Origin of the sequence: Bacillus sp. NPDC057893 (genome assembly GCF_042796455.1) — a bacterium.
In the GTDB taxonomy this organism is placed as follows: domain Bacteria; phylum Bacillota; class Bacilli; order Bacillales; family Bacillaceae_G; genus Bacillus_A.
Genome location: NZ_JBHVNG010000001.1, coordinates 906,696 through 928,559, shown reverse-complemented (window position 1 = coordinate 928,559; position 21,864 = coordinate 906,696). Strand labels below are relative to the sequence as shown.

At 36.6% G+C, this 21,864-nt stretch carries 22 protein-coding genes and 1 other annotated feature; all 22 genes read right to left on the bottom strand.

The window, feature by feature from the left end; translation table 11 throughout:
* Positions 1-128: 128 nt before the first annotated feature.
* The 22 genes from uraA to spoVE all read right to left on the bottom strand — a co-directional run bounded on the left by uraA (position 129) and on the right by spoVE (position 21,787).
* On the bottom strand, positions 129-1,412 hold the full coding sequence (gene uraA / locus ACFVQC_RS05150; protein ID WP_377897556.1) for a uracil permease: 1,284 nt from the start codon (positions 1,410-1,412) through the stop codon (positions 129-131).
* Between the two features lie 146 nt (positions 1,413-1,558).
* A complete protein-coding gene (gene pyrR, locus ACFVQC_RS05145) occupies positions 1,559-2,101 on the bottom strand; it encodes a bifunctional pyrimidine operon transcriptional regulator/uracil phosphoribosyltransferase (RefSeq protein WP_377894805.1) in 543 nt (180 codons plus the stop codon).
* 205 nt (positions 2,102-2,306) lie between these two features.
* A complete protein-coding gene (locus tag ACFVQC_RS05140; protein ID WP_002111420.1) occupies positions 2,307-3,215 on the bottom strand; it encodes an RluA family pseudouridine synthase in 909 nt (302 codons plus the stop codon).
* Between the two features lie 4 nt (positions 3,216-3,219).
* On the bottom strand, positions 3,220-3,678 hold the full coding sequence (lspA, locus tag ACFVQC_RS05135) for a lipoprotein signal peptidase LspA (RefSeq protein WP_002088246.1): 459 nt from the start codon (positions 3,676-3,678) through the stop codon (positions 3,220-3,222).
* Between the two features lie 124 nt (positions 3,679-3,802).
* Entirely contained in the window at positions 3,803-4,132 is a 330-nt protein-coding gene (locus ACFVQC_RS05130; protein WP_002111422.1) for a TraR/DksA C4-type zinc finger protein, read from the bottom strand.
* Positions 4,133-4,288: 156 nt separating this feature from the next.
* A complete protein-coding gene (gene ileS2 / locus ACFVQC_RS05125; protein WP_377897555.1) occupies positions 4,289-7,054 on the bottom strand; it encodes an isoleucine--tRNA ligase in 2,766 nt (921 codons plus the stop codon).
* A gap of 72 nt (positions 7,055-7,126) precedes the next feature.
* Positions 7,127-7,351, bottom strand: a binding site (T-box leader).
* A 51-nt stretch (positions 7,352-7,402) separates the two neighbouring features.
* Entirely contained in the window at positions 7,403-7,909 is a 507-nt protein-coding gene (gene divIVA / locus ACFVQC_RS05120) for a septum site-determining protein DivIVA (RefSeq protein WP_002146043.1), read from the bottom strand.
* 89 nt (positions 7,910-7,998) lie between these two features.
* Positions 7,999-8,766 (bottom strand): YlmH family RNA-binding protein, encoded by a 768-nt coding sequence (locus tag ACFVQC_RS05115; protein ID WP_377894796.1) that lies wholly within the window; start codon positions 8,764-8,766, stop codon positions 7,999-8,001.
* Between the two features lie 15 nt (positions 8,767-8,781).
* The gene (locus tag ACFVQC_RS05110; RefSeq protein ID WP_377894794.1) at positions 8,782-9,045 is read right to left on the bottom strand and encodes a YggT family protein; all 264 of its coding nucleotides are present in this window, start codon (positions 9,043-9,045) and stop codon (positions 8,782-8,784) included.
* Positions 9,046-9,051: 6 nt separating this feature from the next.
* On the bottom strand, positions 9,052-9,522 hold the full coding sequence (locus ACFVQC_RS05105) for a cell division protein SepF (RefSeq protein ID WP_002014721.1): 471 nt from the start codon (positions 9,520-9,522) through the stop codon (positions 9,052-9,054).
* A 19-nt stretch (positions 9,523-9,541) separates the two neighbouring features.
* Entirely contained in the window at positions 9,542-10,216 is a 675-nt protein-coding gene (locus tag ACFVQC_RS05100) for a YggS family pyridoxal phosphate-dependent enzyme (RefSeq protein ID WP_002146040.1), read from the bottom strand.
* A gap of 5 nt (positions 10,217-10,221) precedes the next feature.
* Complete coding sequence (pgeF, locus tag ACFVQC_RS05095; protein ID WP_377894792.1) at positions 10,222-11,031, bottom strand: peptidoglycan editing factor PgeF; 810 nt, start codon at positions 11,029-11,031, stop codon at positions 10,222-10,224.
* Between the two features lie 117 nt (positions 11,032-11,148).
* Positions 11,149-11,427: a YlmC/YmxH family sporulation protein gene (locus ACFVQC_RS05090; protein WP_377894790.1), complete on the bottom strand. Its 279-nt coding sequence runs from the start codon at positions 11,425-11,427 to the stop codon at positions 11,149-11,151.
* A 293-nt stretch (positions 11,428-11,720) separates the two neighbouring features.
* Positions 11,721-12,500 carry an RNA polymerase sporulation sigma factor SigG gene (sigG, locus tag ACFVQC_RS05085; RefSeq protein ID WP_002014725.1) on the bottom strand — a complete coding sequence of 260 codons (780 nt, stop codon included), beginning with the start codon at positions 12,498-12,500 and terminating at the stop codon, positions 11,721-11,723.
* A gap of 157 nt (positions 12,501-12,657) precedes the next feature.
* A complete protein-coding gene (gene sigE / locus ACFVQC_RS05080) occupies positions 12,658-13,377 on the bottom strand; it encodes an RNA polymerase sporulation sigma factor SigE (RefSeq protein ID WP_377894787.1) in 720 nt (239 codons plus the stop codon).
* Positions 13,378-13,396: 19 nt separating this feature from the next.
* The gene (gene spoIIGA / locus ACFVQC_RS05075) at positions 13,397-14,311 is read right to left on the bottom strand and encodes a sigma-E processing peptidase SpoIIGA (RefSeq protein WP_002146036.1); all 915 of its coding nucleotides are present in this window, start codon (positions 14,309-14,311) and stop codon (positions 13,397-13,399) included.
* Between the two features lie 457 nt (positions 14,312-14,768).
* Positions 14,769-15,923, bottom strand: a complete 1,155-nt coding sequence (gene ftsZ, locus ACFVQC_RS05070) for a cell division protein FtsZ (protein ID WP_002066873.1) — start codon at positions 15,921-15,923, stop codon at positions 14,769-14,771.
* Between the two features lie 39 nt (positions 15,924-15,962).
* Entirely contained in the window at positions 15,963-17,264 is a 1,302-nt protein-coding gene (ftsA, locus tag ACFVQC_RS05065; RefSeq protein ID WP_002146035.1) for a cell division protein FtsA, read from the bottom strand.
* 397 nt (positions 17,265-17,661) lie between these two features.
* Complete coding sequence (gene divIB, locus ACFVQC_RS05060) at positions 17,662-18,432, bottom strand: cell division protein DivIB (protein WP_215553994.1); 771 nt, start codon at positions 18,430-18,432, stop codon at positions 17,662-17,664.
* 98 nt (positions 18,433-18,530) lie between these two features.
* Positions 18,531-19,436 (bottom strand): UDP-N-acetylmuramate dehydrogenase, encoded by a 906-nt coding sequence (gene murB, locus ACFVQC_RS05055; protein ID WP_377897550.1) that lies wholly within the window; start codon positions 19,434-19,436, stop codon positions 18,531-18,533.
* A 62-nt stretch (positions 19,437-19,498) separates the two neighbouring features.
* Complete coding sequence (gene murG, locus ACFVQC_RS05050; RefSeq protein WP_002088269.1) at positions 19,499-20,593, bottom strand: undecaprenyldiphospho-muramoylpentapeptide beta-N-acetylglucosaminyltransferase; 1,095 nt, start codon at positions 20,591-20,593, stop codon at positions 19,499-19,501.
* A gap of 102 nt (positions 20,594-20,695) precedes the next feature.
* Complete coding sequence (spoVE, locus tag ACFVQC_RS05045; RefSeq protein ID WP_377895749.1) at positions 20,696-21,787, bottom strand: stage V sporulation protein E; 1,092 nt, start codon at positions 21,785-21,787, stop codon at positions 20,696-20,698.
* Positions 21,788-21,864 lie beyond the last annotated feature (77 nt).

Here is a 21,864-nt window from a genome sequence, read left to right as displayed (position 1 = left end):
TTTTTTATGATAACACCACTGAATTTATATAACAACAACCGTATAAAAATACCCTAGCCTTTTGAGACTAGGGTGCGTTAAAGTAGCCACCCTTTTCTGTCTCACAGGACTGAATTAAAAGGTTGTTTTTATGAAGCAATCTGCTTAGATTGTTTTATTTGTTTCGTTTCTGGTAGTAGTAGATTTAACAGTACACCTACAATTGCTGCTAGTGCCATTCCTTCTACTTGGAACGATTCACCTACGTGCAGTACCGCCCCGCCAATACCGATTACTAGTATAACTGATGCAATCATTAAGTTTCGTTTGTCGCTTAAGTCTGTTTTATCGTCTACCATCATGCGTAAACCGCTTGATGCGATTACACCGAATAGTAAGATTGATACACCGCCCATAACTGGTGTTGGAATCGAGTGGATCAGTGCTGAAATCTTCCCGATAAATCCAAACATGATTGCGAACACTGCTGAACCGATGAATAAGTATACACTGTATGCTCTCGTAATTGCTAGCACACCGATGTTTTCACCGTACGTTGTATTCGGTGGTCCACCTATTAGTGATGCGATCAATGTTGCTACCCCATCGCCGAAGATTGAACGATGTAAACCTGGTTTTTCAATTAAATCTCTTTTAATAACATTTCCAAGTACAATTTGATGTCCGATATGTTCTGAAATTGTTACTAGTGCAACTGGTACCATTAAGAGTACAATTTTCCATGAAAACTCCGGAGTATATGTTACAAACGGTACTGTAAAGTCTGGTATGACAAACCATTTTGCCTCAGCTACTGGCTTTAAATCTACTAGCCCTTGGAAGTAAGCGAATATATACCCGCCGATGATTCCAAGTAGAACTGGTATGATACTGAAAAACCCTCTTCCGAATATGGAGCAAATGATTGTAATTGCTAATGTTACTAATGCTACTGAAAAGTGTGTAATGCTATACTTACCATCCGCACCGTTCATCGCCATGTTCACCGCTGTATGTGCTAAAGCTAAACCGATTACCATTACGACTGGTCCAACTACGATTGGCGGAAGTAATTTCATAATCCATTCTGACCCAGATTTCTTAATTCCGAGTGAGATTAAGATGTACACAAGTCCCGCAAACATTCCTCCAAGCATCGCTGCTCCAGGTCCACCTGCTGTTTTCGCTGTAATAATTGGTGCAATAAAGGCGAATGATGATCCTAAATACGCCGGTACTTGACCTTTCGTTATTAGAAGAAACGCTAGCGTTCCTAATCCACTTGATATTAAAGCTACTGATGGATTCAGTCCTGTTAAAAACGGAACAAGCACTGTTGATCCAAACATCGCGAACAAATGTTGTATACTTAATAATAACCATTTTCCCGGTTTCGGTACTTCATGAATGTCTAACACTGGCTTTTGCTCCATTGTTACATCCTCCTTCAGTTTTAATTTTTGCAATAAAAAAACTCTTTGTGCCTGTGCACAAAGAGTCCTACACTTTCGTATGCCAAATTTGACATATGAAAGCCAAGACCCTTTGGCAGCCTCACAGGACTACATTTAAAAGGGCTTTACTTATCGTATATGCTTACTCGATCTTGTTGATCTGTCTCTTGCAAATCAACTTCGATACGCTCTTCACTAGATGTTGGAATGTTCTTTCCTACATAATCAGCGCGAATTGGTAATTCACGATGACCTCTATCAACAAGAACAGCCAATTGGATTTGTGATGGTCTACCTAAATCCATAAGAGCATCCATTGCTGCTCGAACTGTTCTTCCTGTATATAACACATCATCCACAAGGATAACTTTTTTCTTCGTAATATCTACAGGAATATCAGAACCTTTTACAAGTGGTTCTTTATGTTTCGATTGTAGTGTTAAATCATCACGATATAACGTAATATCTAACTCTCCTACTTCCATCGCTTTTCCTTCAATTTGACCAATTCGTTCTGCCAAACGTTGTGCAATAAAAATTCCACGTGTTTTTATTCCGACAAGAACACAATTATCGACACCTTTATTTCGTTCCACGATTTCATGACTAATTCGTGTTAAAGCGCGGCGAATCATTTGGTCATCTAAAACGACAGCTTTCTCTTGCATGCTCTACACCTCCAAGCTTTTTTTTCTTGCGTGAGAGTAATGGTATAAAAAAAGTCCTCTCAGCGTGTGCGAGAGGACTTTTGAAAAAAGGGTACAGCATACCCTAAGTATTTCAAACCGTTACCTTCTCAACCTCACGGGGCTGTGTTAAAGGATCATTATTTAACTGTTGTCAGTATCTCAGTTTTCTTATGATTTGTCAATACTATTTCCGTAAAATATTTAGTGCTTCTTCAAACACTTCTGGAATCGGTGCCTCAAACTCAATATATTCACCAGTACGAGGGTGATCGAAACCTAAAATCCCTGCATGAAGTGCTTGTCCATTCATATCTAATGTTTTCTTCGGACCATACTTTGGATCCCCTGCAAGTGGATAACCAATATATTTCATATGAACACGAATTTGGTGTGTACGTCCCGTTTCTAAGCGACATTCTACAAGTGTGAAATCCTTAAATCGCTCTAACACTTGGAAATGTGTAACAGCATTCTTACCATTTTCATCAACGGTCATACTTTGACGTTCTTTTTTATCACGACCAATTGGAGCATCAATTGTTCCTTTATCATGTGGAATTACACCATGTACAATCGCTTTGTAGCGTCTTGTTACCGTTTTTGCTACAAGTTGATTTACAAGTGATTCGTGCGCCACATCATTTTTAGCAACCATTAATAATCCAGATGTATCCTTATCAATACGGTGTACTATACCAGGACGCATTACACCGTTAATACCTGATAGGTCTGTACAATGATGCATAAGTCCGTTTACAAGCGTACCCTTCGTATGCCCTGGTGCTGGATGTACTACCATGCCACGCGGTTTATTTACAACTAGTACATCGGCATCTTCATAATAAACTTCTAAATTCATATCTTCCGGTTGAATATCTAACTCTTCTGGCTCGGGAATTGTTACTGTAATTTCATCATTTCCTTTTACTTTATAATTCCCTTTAACTGATTTCCCATTTACTGTCACAACAGCATCTTTAATCCATTGCTGCACTTGTGAACGTGACCATTCACTGTTTATTTCTGCAACGAATTTATCAATTCGCTCGCTTTTTTGTTCTTCTGCAACTGTTACTTGTACTACTTCACTCATTCAATTACTCCTTCGTTTTCTTTCCTTCTAATACTGTTTGAATAATAATTAATACAACTCCAATACATAATGCTGAGTCAGCTATATTGAATACTGGATAGTTGTACGAGAAAATATACACGTGAATGAAATCCACTACTTCTTGTCTAAATACACGATCAATAAAATTGCCAATTGCTCCGCCTAAAATTAGACCTAATGAAATACCTAGAAGCTTGTCCGTTTTCGCATATTTTTTCATATAAAATACGATAAATGCTACGAAAATGACTGTAATAATGTAGAAAAACCACATTTTATTTTCTAAAATACCCCAGGCAGCTCCTCTATTTCGATGTGATGTTATGTATAATACATTATCGATAATCGGAATGCTCGTACCCAATTCCATGTTCTTTACAATTAGCCACTTCGATATTTGATCGATGGCAATGACAAATAACGCTATTACATAATATATCATTTTCATTTCCCCCACAAAGACAGTGTACCTCAAAATTTTAGCATAGCTGCTACCTTTTCACAATGAACCTTTATAGAAGAATAAAATAAATTTAAAAAAGGTAACATAATATCGTTGTGCGTATTCATACATTTACCTTTTCATAGAAAAATTCATGAATAGTACGGGCAGTCGGCATTGTTTTCATTTGTTTGGTAGGAATCGCTCTTCCAGTTTCTTCACAAATACCGTACATATCTATTTCCATTTTAAACAATGCACGTTCTACATCTTTTAAATCCTCTTTTATATCATGTAATAGCAATTTTTTCTTTGTCTCTTCCTTTATTTCGTATCCAAGTTCTTGCCCAAATTCCATATAGTATGTGTGCATTACTTCTTTCGCCAGTCTATCTTGCAACTCTTTTCTCATCAATTGCAATTCTTCTTTTATTTCCATATAAATTTCATTCACGTGTACATTCCTCCCAGCTGCAATGTACAATTAGTGTATCCGAAATTTCCACGCTTACCTCACACACATTTTTCCTTCATAGGAAAGAGAGTGAAAGTTATTTCGATATATCATCAACAAAAAACTGACTGCTATTATGAGCAGTCAGTTTTTTCATTATTTTACATAGTTTTCTTTAACAACCGTTGCACAACGCTCACATAATGTTTCATGTTCCGCATCTTTACCGATTGTTTCTGAAACAACCCAACAACGTTCACATGTGTCACCCGTTGCCTGAGCTACAACAACCGCTGTATGCTCATACTTAGGCGCATCTGCTGGCGCTTCTTCTATCATACCACCAAGTTTATACTCAGAAACGATAAATAGTTGCTTTAAGTCTTCACTAATAGACTCTAACATAGCTTTCATTTCTGCAGTCGGATATAGTGTAATGCTTGCATTTAATGACTTACCAATTACTTTTTCATTACGAGCGACTTCTAAAGCTTTTAATACGTCATCACGCAGTGTCATAAATGCATCCCATTTTGTTTTTAACGCTTCAGCACCATCTACTTCTACAACTTCTGGCATATTAGTTAACTGTACGCTTTCTTCTTCTGCACCAGGAACATAAGGCCATACTTCATCAGCTGTATGAGGTAAGATTGGTGTTACAAGTTTTGTTAATGCAACAAGAACATCATATAATACTGTTTGAATTGCGCGGCGATCGTGGTGATTTGCACCTTCAATGTATAAAATGTCTTTCGCAAAGTCTAAATAGAATGAGCTTAAATCAATTGTACAGAAGTTATGGATTGCGTGATATACTGCCGCAAAGTCATATGCTTCATATGCTTCTTTTACTTTTGTAATTAAGTCATTTAATTTTACTAACATGTAACGGTCCACTTCACGAAGATCAGCTGCCGCCACTTTATTTTCACCTGGATTAAAGTCATCTAAGTTTCCTAATAAGAAACGGAATGTATTACGGATTTTACGATATACTTCTGCTACTTGTTTTAAAATATCATCTGAAATACGTACATCAGATTGATAGTCAACAGAAGAAACCCATAAGCGTAAAATATCTCCGCCTAATTGATCCATAATTTTCTTCGGTACGACGATGTTTCCAATCGACTTACTCATTTTACGTCCGTCACCATCTAGTACGAAACCGTGGCTTAGAACACCTTTATACGGTGCTTTACCTGTTACAGCAACTGCTGTTGATAATGAAGAGTTAAACCAACCACGATATTGGTCAGATCCTTCTAAATATAAATCTGCTGGACGTTGTAAATCATCACGCTCTTCTAATACCGCTTGGTGAGAAGAACCTGAATCAAACCATACATCCATAATGTCTGTTTCTTTACGGAATTCACCATTTGGGCTACCTGGATGTGTAAATCCTTCTGGTAATAGATCTTTCGCTTCACGCTCGAACCATACGTTAGAACCGTGTTCACGGAATAAATCTGCTACATTGCTAATTGTTTCATCTGTAATAATTTGGTCTCCATTTTCCGCATAAAATACTGGAATTGGTACACCCCATGCACGTTGACGAGAAATACACCAATCGCCACGGTCACGAACCATATTATGAAGACGAGTCTCACCCCATGCTGGCACCCATTTCGTTTCTTCAACAGCTTGTAATAATTCTTTACGGAATGCTTCAATAGATGCAAACCACTGTGCTGTTGCACGGAAAATAATTGGTTTTTTCGTTCTCCAATCATGTGGGTATGAATGCGTAATAAATGTTAACTTTAGTAACGCACCTACTTCTTCTAATTTTTCCGTAATTGGTTTATTAGCTTTATCGTAGAATATGCCTTCAAATCCAGGTGCTTCATTTGTTAACACACCTTTGTCATCAACTGGACAAAGAACTTCTAAACCATATTTCTTACCAACAAGGAAATCATCTTCCCCGTGTCCAGGCGCTGTATGAACACAACCTGTACCAGCATCTGTTGTAACGTGGTCACCTAGCATAACTAAAGAATCACGATCGTAGAATGGGTGTTTTGCAACTGTATACTCAAGTTCGCTACCTTTTACTGTTTTCACAACTTCAGCATTTTCCCACTCTAACGTTTTTTCAACTGTCTCAAATAGTTCAGAAGCAATAATATATTTCTCATCATTTACGTTCACAATAGCATATTCAAGTTCTGGATGAACAGAAATACCTAAGTTAGCAGGTAACGTCCAAGGTGTTGTTGTCCAAATAATGAACTTCTCATCACCTTCTAATACGTTCTTTCCGTCTTTTACAGGGAATGCTACGTAAATAGATGCTGATTTTTTATCTTGGTATTCAATTTCAGCTTCTGCTAAAGCTGATTCACTCGTTGGAGACCAGTAAACTGGTTTCTGTCCTTTATAGATATAACCTTTTTTCGCCATGTCACCAAACACTTTAATTTGTTGTGCTTCATAAGCAGGCTCTAAAGTAATGTATGGATTATCCCAATCTGCACGTACACCTAGACGCTTAAATTGTTCACGTTGACGTTCTACTTGTTCATATGCATACTCTGCACATAACTTACGGAATTCAGCAACTGTCATTTCTTTACGCTTTACACCTTTATTCGTTAAAGCTTGTTCAATTGGTAAACCGTGCGTATCCCAACCTGGCACATATGGTGCACAGTATCCTGTCATTGATTTAAAACGAACAATAAAGTCTTTTAACACTTTATTTAGTGCGTGTCCCATATGGATGTCACCATTTGCATATGGAGGTCCATCATGTAGTACAAATAAAGGACGACCTTTTGTATGTTCTTGTACCTTTTCATAAATATTCATTTCAGCCCATTTTTCTTGCATTGCAGGCTCACGTTTCGGTAAATTCCCACGCATCGGGAATTCTGTTTTTGGCATTAGTAATGTATTTTTGTACTCCATGCTCAATTCCTCCTTAAATATATAAACGACAGACCTTAAAAAAGGGAATAAAAAAGAGACCTCTCATCCCCAAAAAGGGACGAGAAAGTCTCCCGCGGTACCACCCTAGTAGATCCTATACGTATGTATAAAATCCTCTTTATATTCTTAACGCGAATATACGCCTACGCTTACTCCATTTGTTCAGCGCGGAACTCCAGGGTGATATTCCCATTATCTCCTTATCCTGAGCTTACACCATCCTCAGTTCGCTATATAAGGTATGAAAAAGGTACTTATCCCTATCTTCGTTTTTCTTAATAAATATGCTGTTTAAAATTATATGTAATAATGAGAAAAACGTCAAGCTTACACTGTTTCTTCTTTTTTCAACAGTTCGTCCACTTCGTCTTCTAACTCAATTAATTTGTCCCAATCATCGTTGCTTAACATTTCAAGCTGTGTTTCTAACAACATACGGAAACGAGTGCGGAATACTTTCGCTTGTTTCTTTAACTCATCAATATCAAATGCAACTTTTCTTGATTTCACTAATGCTTCATTAATAATACGATCTGCATTTTTTTCTGCTTCACGTACAATTAATTTTGCTTCTTTTTGTGCATTACGTTTCACTTCTTCAGCAGCTTCTTGTGCGACAATGATAGATTTGTTAAGCGTATCTTCAATATTAGAAAAATGATCTAACTTTCCTTCTAATTGTGCAACCTTTTCTTCTAAAGCTTTTTTCTCACGAATGACTAATTCATAATCTTTGATGATTTGATCAAGAAATTCATTTACTTGATCTTCATCGTAGCCACGGAATCCGCGACCAAATTCTTTGTTATGAATATCTAATGGTGTTAACGGCACAACGCCACCTCCAAGTAGTTATCTAAATTTCCTCTTTCAATTATATCTTTTCTTCGACAAAATAAGAGAATTTCCTTCTAAAAAACCAATCATTTTAGTATACCATACAAAACTCTCCATTTGTCGCGCTTCGTTCTACCTTCTACAGAAAATAATTTACTTCGTCCATACCCTCTAACCGAGAAAACATCCCCCGGAAAACATTCATACGAAGTTTGCTCTACTGTTTTCCAATTGACTTTTACTAAGCCACCTTTTATCAGAGGCTGTACTTTCTGCCTAGATATATGCAGCATTTCAGCTAATAAAACATCTAGACGAAGTGACGAAACTGTTCCAGATTTTTCTCCCCACTTTTCACCTACACGCAAAACTTTCTCTACTTGTATAGGAGAGAGTGTGACTTTCATTTTCCCTATTGATTGTAAGTTCATTTCAATATAGGATACAACTTCTTTCGCAACTGCAATTTGGGCACGATTTTCTTGAAGCAAAATATCACCACATTTTTCCCTTGTTAAACCAAGTGACATGAATGCACCTAATATTTGCCTATGTTCTAGCGTGAAAAACTTGGAAGGATAGTCAATTTCTAATACTTCTACTTGAAATTCCTCTTTATTTAATTCTAGATAATCTGGATAAATTAGTGCTCTTTTCCGTTCGGCTTCAGGCATCGCACCATCAAACCGTACAGCTACATCTCCTTGCCCTATTACCATAGAAACAATTTGTTGCTGTCTTGGATCAAGAAAATCTGTTAACTTGACTTGATGGTACTCAGCAGCCTGTTTCCACTCTAATACTTTATCCACAAAGACCTCTTCATCCGGTCTAAAATGCTCGTAGATGCTCATGTATGTAGCCTTTCGCTAAACAAAATAAAAAAACAAACTTGTCAATCCTCTACTAGCGAGATTCAATGTGAAAATCGCAACAAGTGGAGAAATATCAATCATACCAAGCGGTGGAATAAATTTCCTAAAAGGTTCTAAATAAGGTTCGCAAATGCGTGCAAGAAAATCACCAAATTTTGATTCTCTTGCACCTGGGAACCAAGACAAAAGAATATAAATGATAAGCGCATAGGAATAAATTTGAATAGCATACTGCAATACTTGTACAACTGTTGTCATGGCGTATTACCACCTCTTTATATTTGTCTCTTCTTCTTCACCGAATAACTCTGAAATCGCACCAACGATATCAACATTTTCAGGTGTACACATAAATGTTTTCGGGCCTATTTTTTGAATATCCCCGCCTATAGCGTATACAGTACCACTTAAAAAGTCAACGATACGTACAGCTTGATCTGTAGACATTCTTTGCAAATTAATTACAACAGCTCGTCTACCTTTTAAGTGATCCGAAATGCCTTGCGCTTCCGAATATGTGCGTGGTTCTAGTAAAACAACTTTTGAAGATTGCTTCGCTGTTTCAATACTCACTACATTTTGCTTCGGTTGCACTTTCGCAAACGGAACATCTTGTTGTTCTGGGGGATCTTGTTGTTTTTTCATGTCTGTTTGCTCCTTTTCATAACTATATTGAGCTGCTTCTTTTTCTTCCGGTGTGTCAAAAAAGAAGTATTTTACTTTTGACCAACTCATAATAACTTTCTCCTTCCTCTTACGCTTTTCCTACTAAAACCGTTCCCAAACGAATATATGTAGCGCCTTCCTCAATTGCAATCGTGTAATCATTTGACATTCCCATTGATAATTCTTTACATGGTGCATGTAATAATTCTAGCTCCTGCACCTCTGTTTGTAGCATGTGCAATTCCTTAAAGCAGCGACGAATCTCTTCCTCTTCTCCTGTAAACGGAGCCATTGTCATTAATCCTACCACTTCAATCTTATCCAATTCTTGCAAACTTTGAATAAAAGAAATTGTTTCTTCTATCGCCAATCCTTGCTTTGATTCTTCAGATGATGTTTTCACTTGAATAAAGCATTTAACTTTCTTATCAGCACGTTTTTGAATTTCTTTTGCAAGCGAAAGACGATCTAATGAATGTAAATAATCAATCTCATTAATGATTTCTTTTACTTTTCTCGTTTGCAATGAGCCAATAAAATGCCAATTCACTTTTGAACCGAAATGCTCGTATTTTTGTAAGAAACCTTCATTTCTATTTTCACCTAAATCAATAATTCCTGCTTCAATTACTTCGCTTGTTTTTTCAATTCCTACAGTTTTTGTAACTGCAACGAGCTTAATATCTTTCATCGAACGTCCAACTCGTGCACAAGATTCTTTAATTGCTTCGTTTACATCTGCTAAATTCCCTTGCACTGTCACTTGCTTCACTCCTCCTTAAAACCTATGAAACTCAACATTCTCCCCGTCTTACCTTGATCACGACGATGAGAGAAAAATAATTGTTCTTCACAGCTTGTACAAAGAGATGACATTACAATATGTTCTTCTTTTATGCCTGCTTGTACACATAATATACGATTAACTTCTTTTAAATTAATTGCATACTGACCATTAGAAATTACTTTATAGGGAACAGATCCGTTTACTACTTGCTGTGCTGCTGTTAATACACGATCATCAACAACATAACAACACGATCCGATTGCAGGACCAATTGCGACATAAATTTCATCACTTGAAACACCTTCTGCATTCCACTTTTGAATCATTTCTTTCGCAATCTCTGTTACAGTCCCTTTCCACCCAGCATGCGCAAGTCCTATCATATCATGTGATGGTGCATAAAAATAGAGCGGAACACAATCAGCGTAACAAGATGTTAAGAGAACATCTTTGTTAGTCGTATAAATGCCATCCGTTTTTGGAATACCGTCTTCATATGAATAAACGCCTTTCCCTTTTTCTTGCAGTCCTACTTTCTCAACATGATGGTCATGAACTTGTTCAGAGCAAATCCATTTTTCTAATGGTTTTTGTAACTTATTCGCTAAAATGCGTCTGTTTTCATGAACATTCTCCACGATATCATTCACATGTAATCCTAAATTCATCGCATGAAAGGAGCCTGTACTTACTCCACCATCTTTTGTCGTAAATCCAACAGTAATGTTTCCAAGTTCTTTCCACGCTTGTAAATACAGTATACCGTCCACATATTTAAATGGTTCTCTCATAAAGCGGCTCCTTTTAATTAAAATAACAGAAAAAAGCATGGTACTTCCTGTCTATTTTACCATACTTTTATTTTTTCATAATGACAACTGAAAAAAAAGGGGAATTTGTAATATTCTTTATGAAATTGTCGGTGTTTGTATTGATCCTGTTACAGAATTAATATTATCTACTCTGACAAGTATGACATCTTCCCCAATTTTCATAATTTGCTCCCAAGGAATCACAAATTCTACTTCCTTTCCAAAGAGTCCTAACATACGTGTCTGCTTGGAAATAATAACTGTCCTAATCTTCCCTGTGTCTATATCAAAATCAATATCTCCAATATTTCCAAGCATTTTTCCATCTAAAATATTTACAACATCCTTCATTTGAAACTCCGAAATTCGTATCATATTCATCCTCTCCCTTATATCATGAATCATAAGTACGCTCTCAAATAAAGTGAAACCTTAATCAGTGGGATTTTTCCCATCCCTACTGATTATTAGCCCATGCTAATCGGACTTTTTCGGGTAGCTCCGCTTCCATCTAACTTCTTACTTCAGCCGAATTTTGAAGCGGGTAAACAGTATATAACCGCTACTAATAGAACATCCATTTTATTTTCATTATATGAACCTACCTACTCTACTATGAGCGCAAAATATTATATATAAAAAAGGCCTCACCATAACTGGTGAGGACCTTATCCTTGAATCGTCTTATTCATTTGCTTAATAGCAGACTTCTCCAAACGTGATACTTGCGCTTGAGAAATCCCAATTTCTTCAGCAACTTCCATCTGTGTCTTTCCTTGGAAGAAACGTTTTCGAATAATCATTTTTTCACGATCATTTAAACGCTTCATTCCTTCTTTCAACGCCAGTTCTTCAACCCACTGCTCGTCCTTTTGTTTTTCATCCTTTAATTGATCCATAACAAAGATAGGATCTCCTCCATCGTTATAAATCGGTTCAAATAATGAAACCGGGTCTTGAATAGCATCTAGTGCAAAAACAATCTCTTCATGTGTCACTTCAAGAACTTTCGCAATATCCATTGCTGTTGGTTCTTTTGAATTTTCAGCAATCAATTTTTCTCTTACTTGCAACGCTTTATACGCAATATCTCGTAATGAGCGAGATACGCGAATTGGATTGTTATCACGCAAATATCTGCGTATTTCCCCAATAATCATCGGCACAGCATACGTTGAAAATTTTACATTTTGGCCTAAATCAAAGTTATCAATGGATTTCATAAGTCCAATGCAACCAACTTGAAATAAATCATCAACATATTCTCCTCTGTTATTAAATCTTTGGATGACGCTCAGTACAAGACGTAAGTTTCCATTCACTAATTTCTCTCTGGCGCTTATCTCTCCACTTTGCATTTCACGAAATAATTTACGCATCTCTTCATTTTTTAGTACTGGAAGTTTAGCTGTATCAACACCGCAAATTTCTACTTTGTTTCTCGTCAAAGTGTTCCCTCCTATCGGGAGTTGCTGTACAGTGTAAAGTATTTCCTTTGAAGGGGATTTTATGCATACGGTTTTCCCATCGTTTTTCACAAACATCATATTTCCTAATGCACAAAAAGAGAATAAGACCAGTCTAGATACCGACTGGTCTTATTCTTCACACCATTTTATTAAATTCTTTTCGTAATCTTTTTATAATTCTTTTTTCCAAACGAGAAATATACGACTGTGAAATTCCAAGCATATCAGCCACATCTTTTTGTGTCTTCTCTTCGCCACCAGCGAGTCCAAACCGAAGCTCCATAATTTGTTTTTCACGATCATTTAATTGATGCAATGCTTTCATTAAAAGATGACGATCTACAGTAGCTTCTAAATCTTTTGTAATAATGTCATCATCTGTACCTAACACATCTGATAATAACAGTTCATTTCCGTCCCAATCAATGTTAAGCGGTTCATCAAAAGAAACTTCCGAACGATTTTTATTATTTCGACGCAAATGCATTAAAATTTCATTTTCTATACAACGAGATGCATATGTTGCTAATTTAATTTTCTTTTCTGGATTAAATGTATTCACTGCCTTAATAAGACCAATTGTTCCTATACTAATCAAATCCTCAATATTTATCCCTGTATTTTCAAATTTTCTTGCTATATATACAACAAGCCGTAGATTACGTTCAATAAGTATCGACCTGGCAGCTTGATCTCCATTTGGTAATTTATTCAAAAGAACTGCCTCTTCGTCTTTCGTTAACGGCGGTGGCAACGCTTCACTTCCGCCAATATAATAAATTTCATCGGTCTTAATTCCTAATTTCAGCAATACTTTATACCAAAGGTATACCAAATAAAATTTAAATTTCACCATATTATCCCGCCTCTCATAATTAAGCAATTACCATCTTTTGCGAAATCAACATTTTCGGATGTACAATGCATTGATACTCTCCATTGGTAGATAATTGTTGTGTATTTAATCCAATCAGTACTTTGTTTACAACAACCAAACCTTCATGATAAACTTGCACACAATCTGGCTTAATTGCCCATAAAAATTGATTCTCTATTCCTACTGCTCGGAAAGGAATTAAACGTAGTTTCGTCGCCCACCCAGAATCATTTTCTGGTATTTGAGGAATTTCTGTTTTGGAATAAATTTGTTCTGTTAACCAAGCTGGCAAACAATGTTCTAATGATGAAATATGCATAATCATAACGGGTGTTTTTGTTAACGGGTCATAAAGTTGGTTCCCACTATCAATTAGACCTGCCAGTTCTAGTTCCTCTCCAGCTAATTGAATTTTCACTTTCACGATTTGATCATAGTGTATCTTTGTGACCTCTACGCTTTCTATACGCTTTTTAGAAAAATAATAAATTACTGGAAAACCAAAAACAACAAACAACCAACTAATTGGATCACCGTAAGAAACTGATTTAGATTGAACTAACCCATTTACCATTTCGTTCGTTTGCAAAAAGTAATGCGTTCCAATTAATCCTCCACCAACCATAAAGGTTACAAAATAGAAAGTAAAAACAGTTTGTGCATAATTTCTAAATGTTGAAAACCCAAATGCTGTATACACAATAAGTAACGAGTACAATAGTTTCATAATTGGATGTGTCATCATAGAAGCAAAAGGCGTAAAGGCGAAAATAACAATAGTTGAACCTATAAATGCCCCTAACACAAGCCTCCATCTTTTGATTCTCTTTTTTAACACGGTGGCTGTTAATAAAAGTAAAAGAAAATCAATGCAGGCGTTTAACAACCAAACAATGTCGGCGTAAACAACCAAACAATTCACCTCTTTTTTTAAGTTGAGACTAGTATAATGCATATCCAATAGGAAAGTGTGTCAATTGGTGGAGGGGTTTTTTTGTTATTTTGTGATTTCTAGACATAATCTGTCGGTAAAAGATAAAAGTGTATTTTTCATAGAATAATATAAATTCCTTACTTGTATACATAATAATTGGATTATATATATACAAAGTTTATCTTGCAATTTGCGGGCAGTAACACCCCTGCCTCAAAATTCAGCTACAAAAAAGTAGAGAAGTTAAGCGGGAGTCGGGCTAACAATCATTTTGGATGAACAACCCCTACTAATTAAAGTTTCACTTTATTTATCACAGCTTATAGCTTAAAAATAGGACTGGACTCTCCATATGCAAAATAATAAAAAAAGATCTGCTTAGCAGATCTTTTCCATTTAGACAACAAAAAAAAGGAGCATGAAAGCTCCTTTTCTTTTATCGTCTACGACGGTTACGTAAGAATGCTGGAATATCGATGTCATCTGAATCTGTATGACGATCATGCATAACCGGCTCTTCACGTTTCATTTCACGCTTAACTTCACGTTGTTTTGAAGGTTGAGCTACTGGTTGTTGTTGCTGTTGCGTGTGATTCGCAGTCGGACGGATAATTGGTTTTGGTGGCTGTGTCGAAGCACTATCATCAAAACCAGTTGCAATTACAGTGACAACGATATCATCTTTTAATCCTTCATTAATAACAGAACCGAAGATCATATTTACTTCTGGATCCGAAGCTGAAGCTACAATGTCTGCTGCTTCTTGTACTTCATATAAACTTAAGTTTGCGCCGCCCGTAATGTTCATAATAACACCTTGAGCTCCATCAATAGATGTTTCTAGTAATGGACTAGAAATCGCTTTTTTCGCAGCTTCAGCTGCACGATTTTCACCATTACCAGAACCGATACCCATTAAAGCAGAACCTCTATTAGACATAATTGTTTTTACGTCTGCAAAGTCTAAGTTGATTAGACCTGGTGTAGCAATTAAATCAGAAATACCTTGAACACCTTGACGTAATACGTTATCAGCTTCACGGAACGCTTCTAACATTGGCGTATTTTTATCAACAATCTCTAATAAGCGATCATTTGGAATTACAATAAGTGTATCTACATTTTCTTTAAATGAAGCAATACCAGATGCAGCTTGAGTTGCACGTTTACGTCCTTCAAATGTAAATGGGCGTGTTACAACACCAACTGTTAACGCACCTAGTTCTTTTGCAACTTGAGCAACAACTGGAGCTGCACCAGTTCCAGTTCCGCCACCCATACCAGCAGTTACGAAGACCATATCCGCGCCACGAAGTGCTTCTTGAATCTGTTCTTTACTTTCTTCTGCAGCTTTTTTCCCTACTTCAGGGTTTGCGCCTGCACCAAGTCCACGCGTTAATTTTCCACCAATTTGCATTTTCGTTTCAGCTTTTGATAGATTTAATGCTTGTGCATCAGTATTCACAGCGATAAAGTCTACACCTTGTACACCGTGTTCAATCATACGGTTTACAGCATTGTTTCCGCCACCGCCGACACCGATAACTTTTATATTTGCTAATTGATCTTGAGTAGTATCAAACTCTAACATGTCGAAATCCCCCTAGAACCTCATTTTTCGTGTCCAATTTTAATCCCATAAATAACGGAATACACGTTTTACTTTTGACATCATACGGTCATCATTTTGATTAGTATTGTTTTGATTACGAGTTTTTTGCTTCGCAGGTTGCTGTTGTACCGGCATTGGTGCTGGTACTGGTTCAAAATGTTCTTGCTTTTCCTGCACATTTTTCCCACGTAATTTAGCTTTTTGATAAGAATGTTTAATTAATCCAACTCCACTTGTATATTGAGGCTCACGAACACCAATATAATCAGGAGTTGCTATACGAACATTTTCATGTAAAATATCGTATGCAAGATCAAGAACACCTGGCATAGAAGCTATCCCACCAGTTAGTACATATCCAGAAGCAGCTTGCTTTACTCCTAACTTATGCACTTCATCTTGAACAAACATTAAAATTTCCTCTACACGAGCCTCTATTATATCCGATAATTCCAACTGAGAATATTGTTCTGTTTGATCGCTTCCCATAATAGGAACCGTAAACATCTCTTCTTCAGATGCTGTATCATAAAAAGCATGTCCATATTTCAGCTTAATTTGATCTGCATTTTCTGTTGAAGTTTTCAGCCCAATCGCTATATCCTTCGTTATATGATCTCCACCTAATGGCAATACGCTCGTTGCTTGCAACTCTCCATCTTTAAAAATAGATAAGGTTGTAGATCCTCCACCCATATCAACAAGGGCTACCCCTCTATTTCTTTCATCCGAAGATAACGCAACTGTCGCTGCCGCTAAAGGTTGCAGACAAATATCAACAATTTCAAGACCTGCTTTTTCTACACAACGAAGTAGGTTATGTAGTAAAGTTCTCGAGCCTGTAATAAGTGTACCTTCCATTTCTAATCTTACACCGATCATCCCGCGTGGATCGTTAATCTCGTCAAGACCGTCTACAATGAACTGTCGAGGTACCACATCAATAAATTCACGTTCAGGAGCAATTGACACAACTTGCGCTGCATCTAGAACGCGTAAGACATCTTCATTCCCGATTTCACGATCTTCATTTGAAACAGCGACTACTCCGTGACACGGGAGCAACTGTACCTGGTTTGCATTGACACCTACTACAACTTGCTCAATGTGGATACCCACCATGCGCTCAGCTTGTTCAATTGCTTTTTTAATTGATCGAACAGTTTCATCTATATCAACTATCGATCCCTTCTTCAAACCATTTGATTTTACGTTTCCAACACCAATAATGTTTAAGCTATCATTAACCATTTCACCAATGATGACTTTAACATTGGATGTACCGATGTCAAGACTAACATATATTTCATTGCTGTTCATTCTTTGGCACCTCCTTCTTTATTTATACCATACAACTCAATATATGGAACAACAATCGCAACTTTACTATTTATAAGAAAAATATTCAACGTCTTTATACGTTTCCCTTTTTTAACCCTATATTTTTCTTATTTTTATTTAACATTCATTTAAGAATATCGCAGTAACCTGTGAATAACTGCTTTATCTTGAAATAATTATATTTCAAGTGTAAAGATTACCGCCAAGTATAAGTCTACACTAAGATGTACTTGTAGAAAAGTGAAACTTGTACCAATCCTAGTATGAATCTAAGAAAATTTACATTTTTTTCATCAAATTAAGCATTCTTGCAAATTAGCATCCATATAAAAGAACGTTTGTTTCATTTCATACGTACGCAGTAAAAACTATCATTCTATTCTTTCTTTTCTTCAGCACCTAGTTCCTTCGTATATGCACCCACTTCTAAGTCAATTAAAACCTTCTTACCAGGTTCAATTGTTTTTAAAATAAGTGGATAAGCTTCCATTCGCTTTGCGAAATTTTGAATAGTGGTGCTCACTTCATATCCTTCATTCATATATAAAGTAAGATGATCTTCATTTGCGTTCGTTGGTGTATAACGAATTTCAGAAATAGACCTTAAAATAGTCGGCGTTAATTTTTCTAGTTCTGCAATTAATTCCTTCATTTTCCCCTCTTTAAACGGTTCAAAAATTGGTGCTGCAACTGGAAGTTTTCCGTTCGGAAGTACATCGAGTGTTTTCCCATTTTCTAATAACGGTTGTAATTTCCCATCTTTGTTTATATAGCCAATTGTTAAATATTCTTCGATATGAACATCAATTTTGTTTGGGAAACGTTTTTTTACATTTACCGCTTTAATTTCTTTTCGTTTCGTTAAGTTTTCTTCTGCTTTATGTGCTGTTACTCGGAAATAACTCGTATCATATGTCACACCTGATTCCTTCATAACTTGTTCATCTGTCATATAATGATTTCCAAACACACTTATCTTTTTTATATTACTAAGCGGAGACCGAAAATAAATTAAAAAGAGTACTAATAAAAATAAAATCGATATGTATAAAATTAACCGATGATTAACAGGTTTCTTATTCTTTTTCTTTTGATTCTTTAATTTTGGTACACGATCTTGTAGTTTAATCACTTTACTATTTTTCATGTACGATCCCCCTATGTAACATAAAGAACGGCATGTTCCTCATGCCGTTCTTATCTTCTTATTATAACATAAATGATAATGAGCGGAACGAACAACCGTTATCTTCCAATTATTTCTACTTCTGTATGCATATCGACACCAAATTTATCCTTAATTGTACGCTTTATCAATACGATCAGGTCTAATACATCTTGTGCTGAAGCCACACCAGTATTAACAATAAAATTTCCATGCATTTCAGAAATTTGAGCTCCACCTATCTTATAGCCACGAAGCCCTGCTTTTTCTATTAAATCTCCTGCAAAACATGGGACTGGATTTCGAAATATACTTCCTGCACAAGGGTGATTCCAAGGCTGCGTTTCACGGCGATACTCTTTATTCTTTTGCATGCTTCTTACAATTTCCTCGCGTTCGCCTACCTCCAATTGGAATTCAGCTTCTAAAACAATACCAGGGCGTTTCACTTGCAATACAGATGTGCGATAAGAAAATCCCATTTCGGTATTCGTCAACCAATTAATTGTTCCATTTTCAAACAAAATACGAGCTTTCGTTAATACACTCGATATGTCAGACTTATGAGCGCCTGCATTCATATACACTGCACCGCCAACACTTCCTGGAATACCACTTGCAAATTCCAAGCCAGCTAATCCCTGTCGACTAAGTAAAGTTGACAATTTAATAAGGGGGTATCCAGCACCAACTCTTACTCTATGTTTTTCGACTTCTAAGTGATCTAATCCTTCTCCTAAACGAATAACCACACCTTCTATACCTTGATCAGATACGAGAAGATTTGAACCACGACCAATTGCCGTCCACCCTGTCTTGTACTTCTTTACTAACTCTAACGTCTTCTCAATACCAGCAACATGCTTTGGCACAATTAAAATATCAGCTGGTCCGCCTATTTTCATAGTCGTGTAACGCGCTAACGGTTCATTAACTAACACGCGGCCAACATTTGCTTCTAAAAGCTCTTTTACTAATTGTTCCATAGACAATCTCCCCCATATTAAGTCTCCTTAATTACAGTAATATGCAGGGCGTTCACCTAATGTTATTTTTTAATAAGCTTGTTCATTACTTCATATAGCTTATTTGCTGCATCTGGAATACCAAGTTGCTTAGTAGCCAGTTTCATATTTTGTAATGTTTGTGTATCCAATAAAATCTCATCAATGTCACGAATAAGCGTTTCAGATGTTAAATCTTTTTCAAGTAGCATTTTAGCTGCTCCTTTATCAACAACTGATCGTGCATTTTTTTCTTGATGGTTATTTGTTACATACGGACTTGGAATTAATACACTTGGTTTTCCTAACGCTGTTAATTCTGCAAGCGTTGTAGCACCTGCTCTTGAAACAACAAGATCTACACCAGTCAGTACCTCTGGCATATTATGAATAAAAGGTTTAATAATAACATTATTCGGATTCCCTTTTTGTTTCACGGCTTCCATAACTTTATCATAATGTACTTCGCCTGTTACATATAATACTTCGTAACTTTTATTCCCAAATTGTTCAATCGCTTCTACAAAAGCATCGTTAATCGGTCTAGCACCGCGACTCCCACCAAAAATAAGCACCGATTTTTTAGAAAGGGATAGTCCTACCGAACGTTTTCCTTTCATTCCATTTTGGTCCATTACTTCTGATGCACGTGGATTACCTGTCATAACCACTTTTGACTGTGGGAAATGTTCTGCAGCTGCTTCAAAGCAAACTGCAACTTTATCGACATAACGACTTAAAAATTTATTCGTTACACCAGGTACACTATTTTGTTCATGTACAATAGTCGGAATACCTAATTTAGCCGCAGCATATACAACTGGCCCACATACGTATCCACCCGTACCAATCACAATATCAGGGTTAAAACGACGAATATATCGTTTACTATCTTGAACACCTTTTAGGAAACGCATCACTGTTTTTACATTATCAAGAGATATTTTTCGTTTAAATCCACTTATAACAATAGATTGGAACGGAATACCCGCTTTCGGTACGATGGTACTCTCTAATCCATTCTCTGTACCAATGTATAAAAATCTTGCTTCCGGATTTAGTTTTTTTATTTCTCTAATTAAAGCAAGAGCTGGATAAATATGTCCTCCAGTACCCCCACCACTTACTAATACTCGCACTACTGATTCCTCCACTTCCCTGTTCTTATTCAATCGTATTTATTTCTATATACATATTGTATTTTCACACACACACGAAAAACCCTGTCTTTTAAACAGGGTTTAATAGCGAGAATGGCGACTTATATTCAATAATACACCTACTGCCATTAACATTAAGGTCAAACTTGATCCACCATAACTTAAAAACGGCAAAGTAATACCCGTAACAGGCATCAGTCCTGTTACAACACCAACATTAATCATTACTTGAATCGCAATCATCGCCACAATACCTACTGCTAAAAACGTACCATATAAATCTGGCGCTCCTAATGCTATACGAATCCCGCGCCATAATAATAGACTAAATAATAATAACACAAATGAACCACCAATAAAACCTAATTCCTCGGATAAGATTGCAAATATAAAGTCTGTTTGTGGTTCAGGTAAATAAAGAAATTTTTGTCTACTTTGTCCAAGTCCAAGCCCAAATAAACCACCAGGTCCAATTGCGAGTAACGATTGGATAATTTGAAATCCACTTCCGAGCGGATCCGACCACGGATCTAAATATGATGTGATGCGTTTCATTCGATATGGTGCTGATGCAATTAACCCTACAAATCCCGCTGCACCAAGCAAACCAAACATTGCAAAGTGAAAAACCCTTGCTCCCGAAATGAATATCATAATAATACATGTCCCAACCATTACCGTTCCCGTACCAAGATCTGGTTGTAACATAATCATCCCAAAAGCAAGAACTACAAAACTAAGAGCCGGTAGCAAACCTCGTTTAAACGAGGTAATTAATTTTTGTCGTTCCGCTAAAAATTTTGCTAAGAAAATAATCATCGCGAATTTCATAAACTCTGACGGTTGGATAGAAAATGCTCCGATTCCAATCCAACTTCGTGCTCCCCCACGAACGAGACCTACTCCAGGAATAAGAACGAGAATAAGAAGAACGAAACAAACTAGTAAAATTACTTTTGAATACGTACGCCACACCCAATAATCAATTTTCATGAGAGAAAACATAGCTACTACTCCAAGACTTGCAAATAACAATTGCCTTTTTGCAAAAAAGAATGAATCCCCCATTTTATAAGAGGCCCAAACCGCACTCGCACTATAAACCATAATCATTCCGATTGTTAACAACGCAAGTGTAACGATGATGAGAATAAAATCAGGCGTTTTCTTCATTACCCATGAACACCACCTCTTTGGGCAGAACCTTTGCCCTATGTAACAAAACATCAGTAGGTGTTAGCCTACTGATG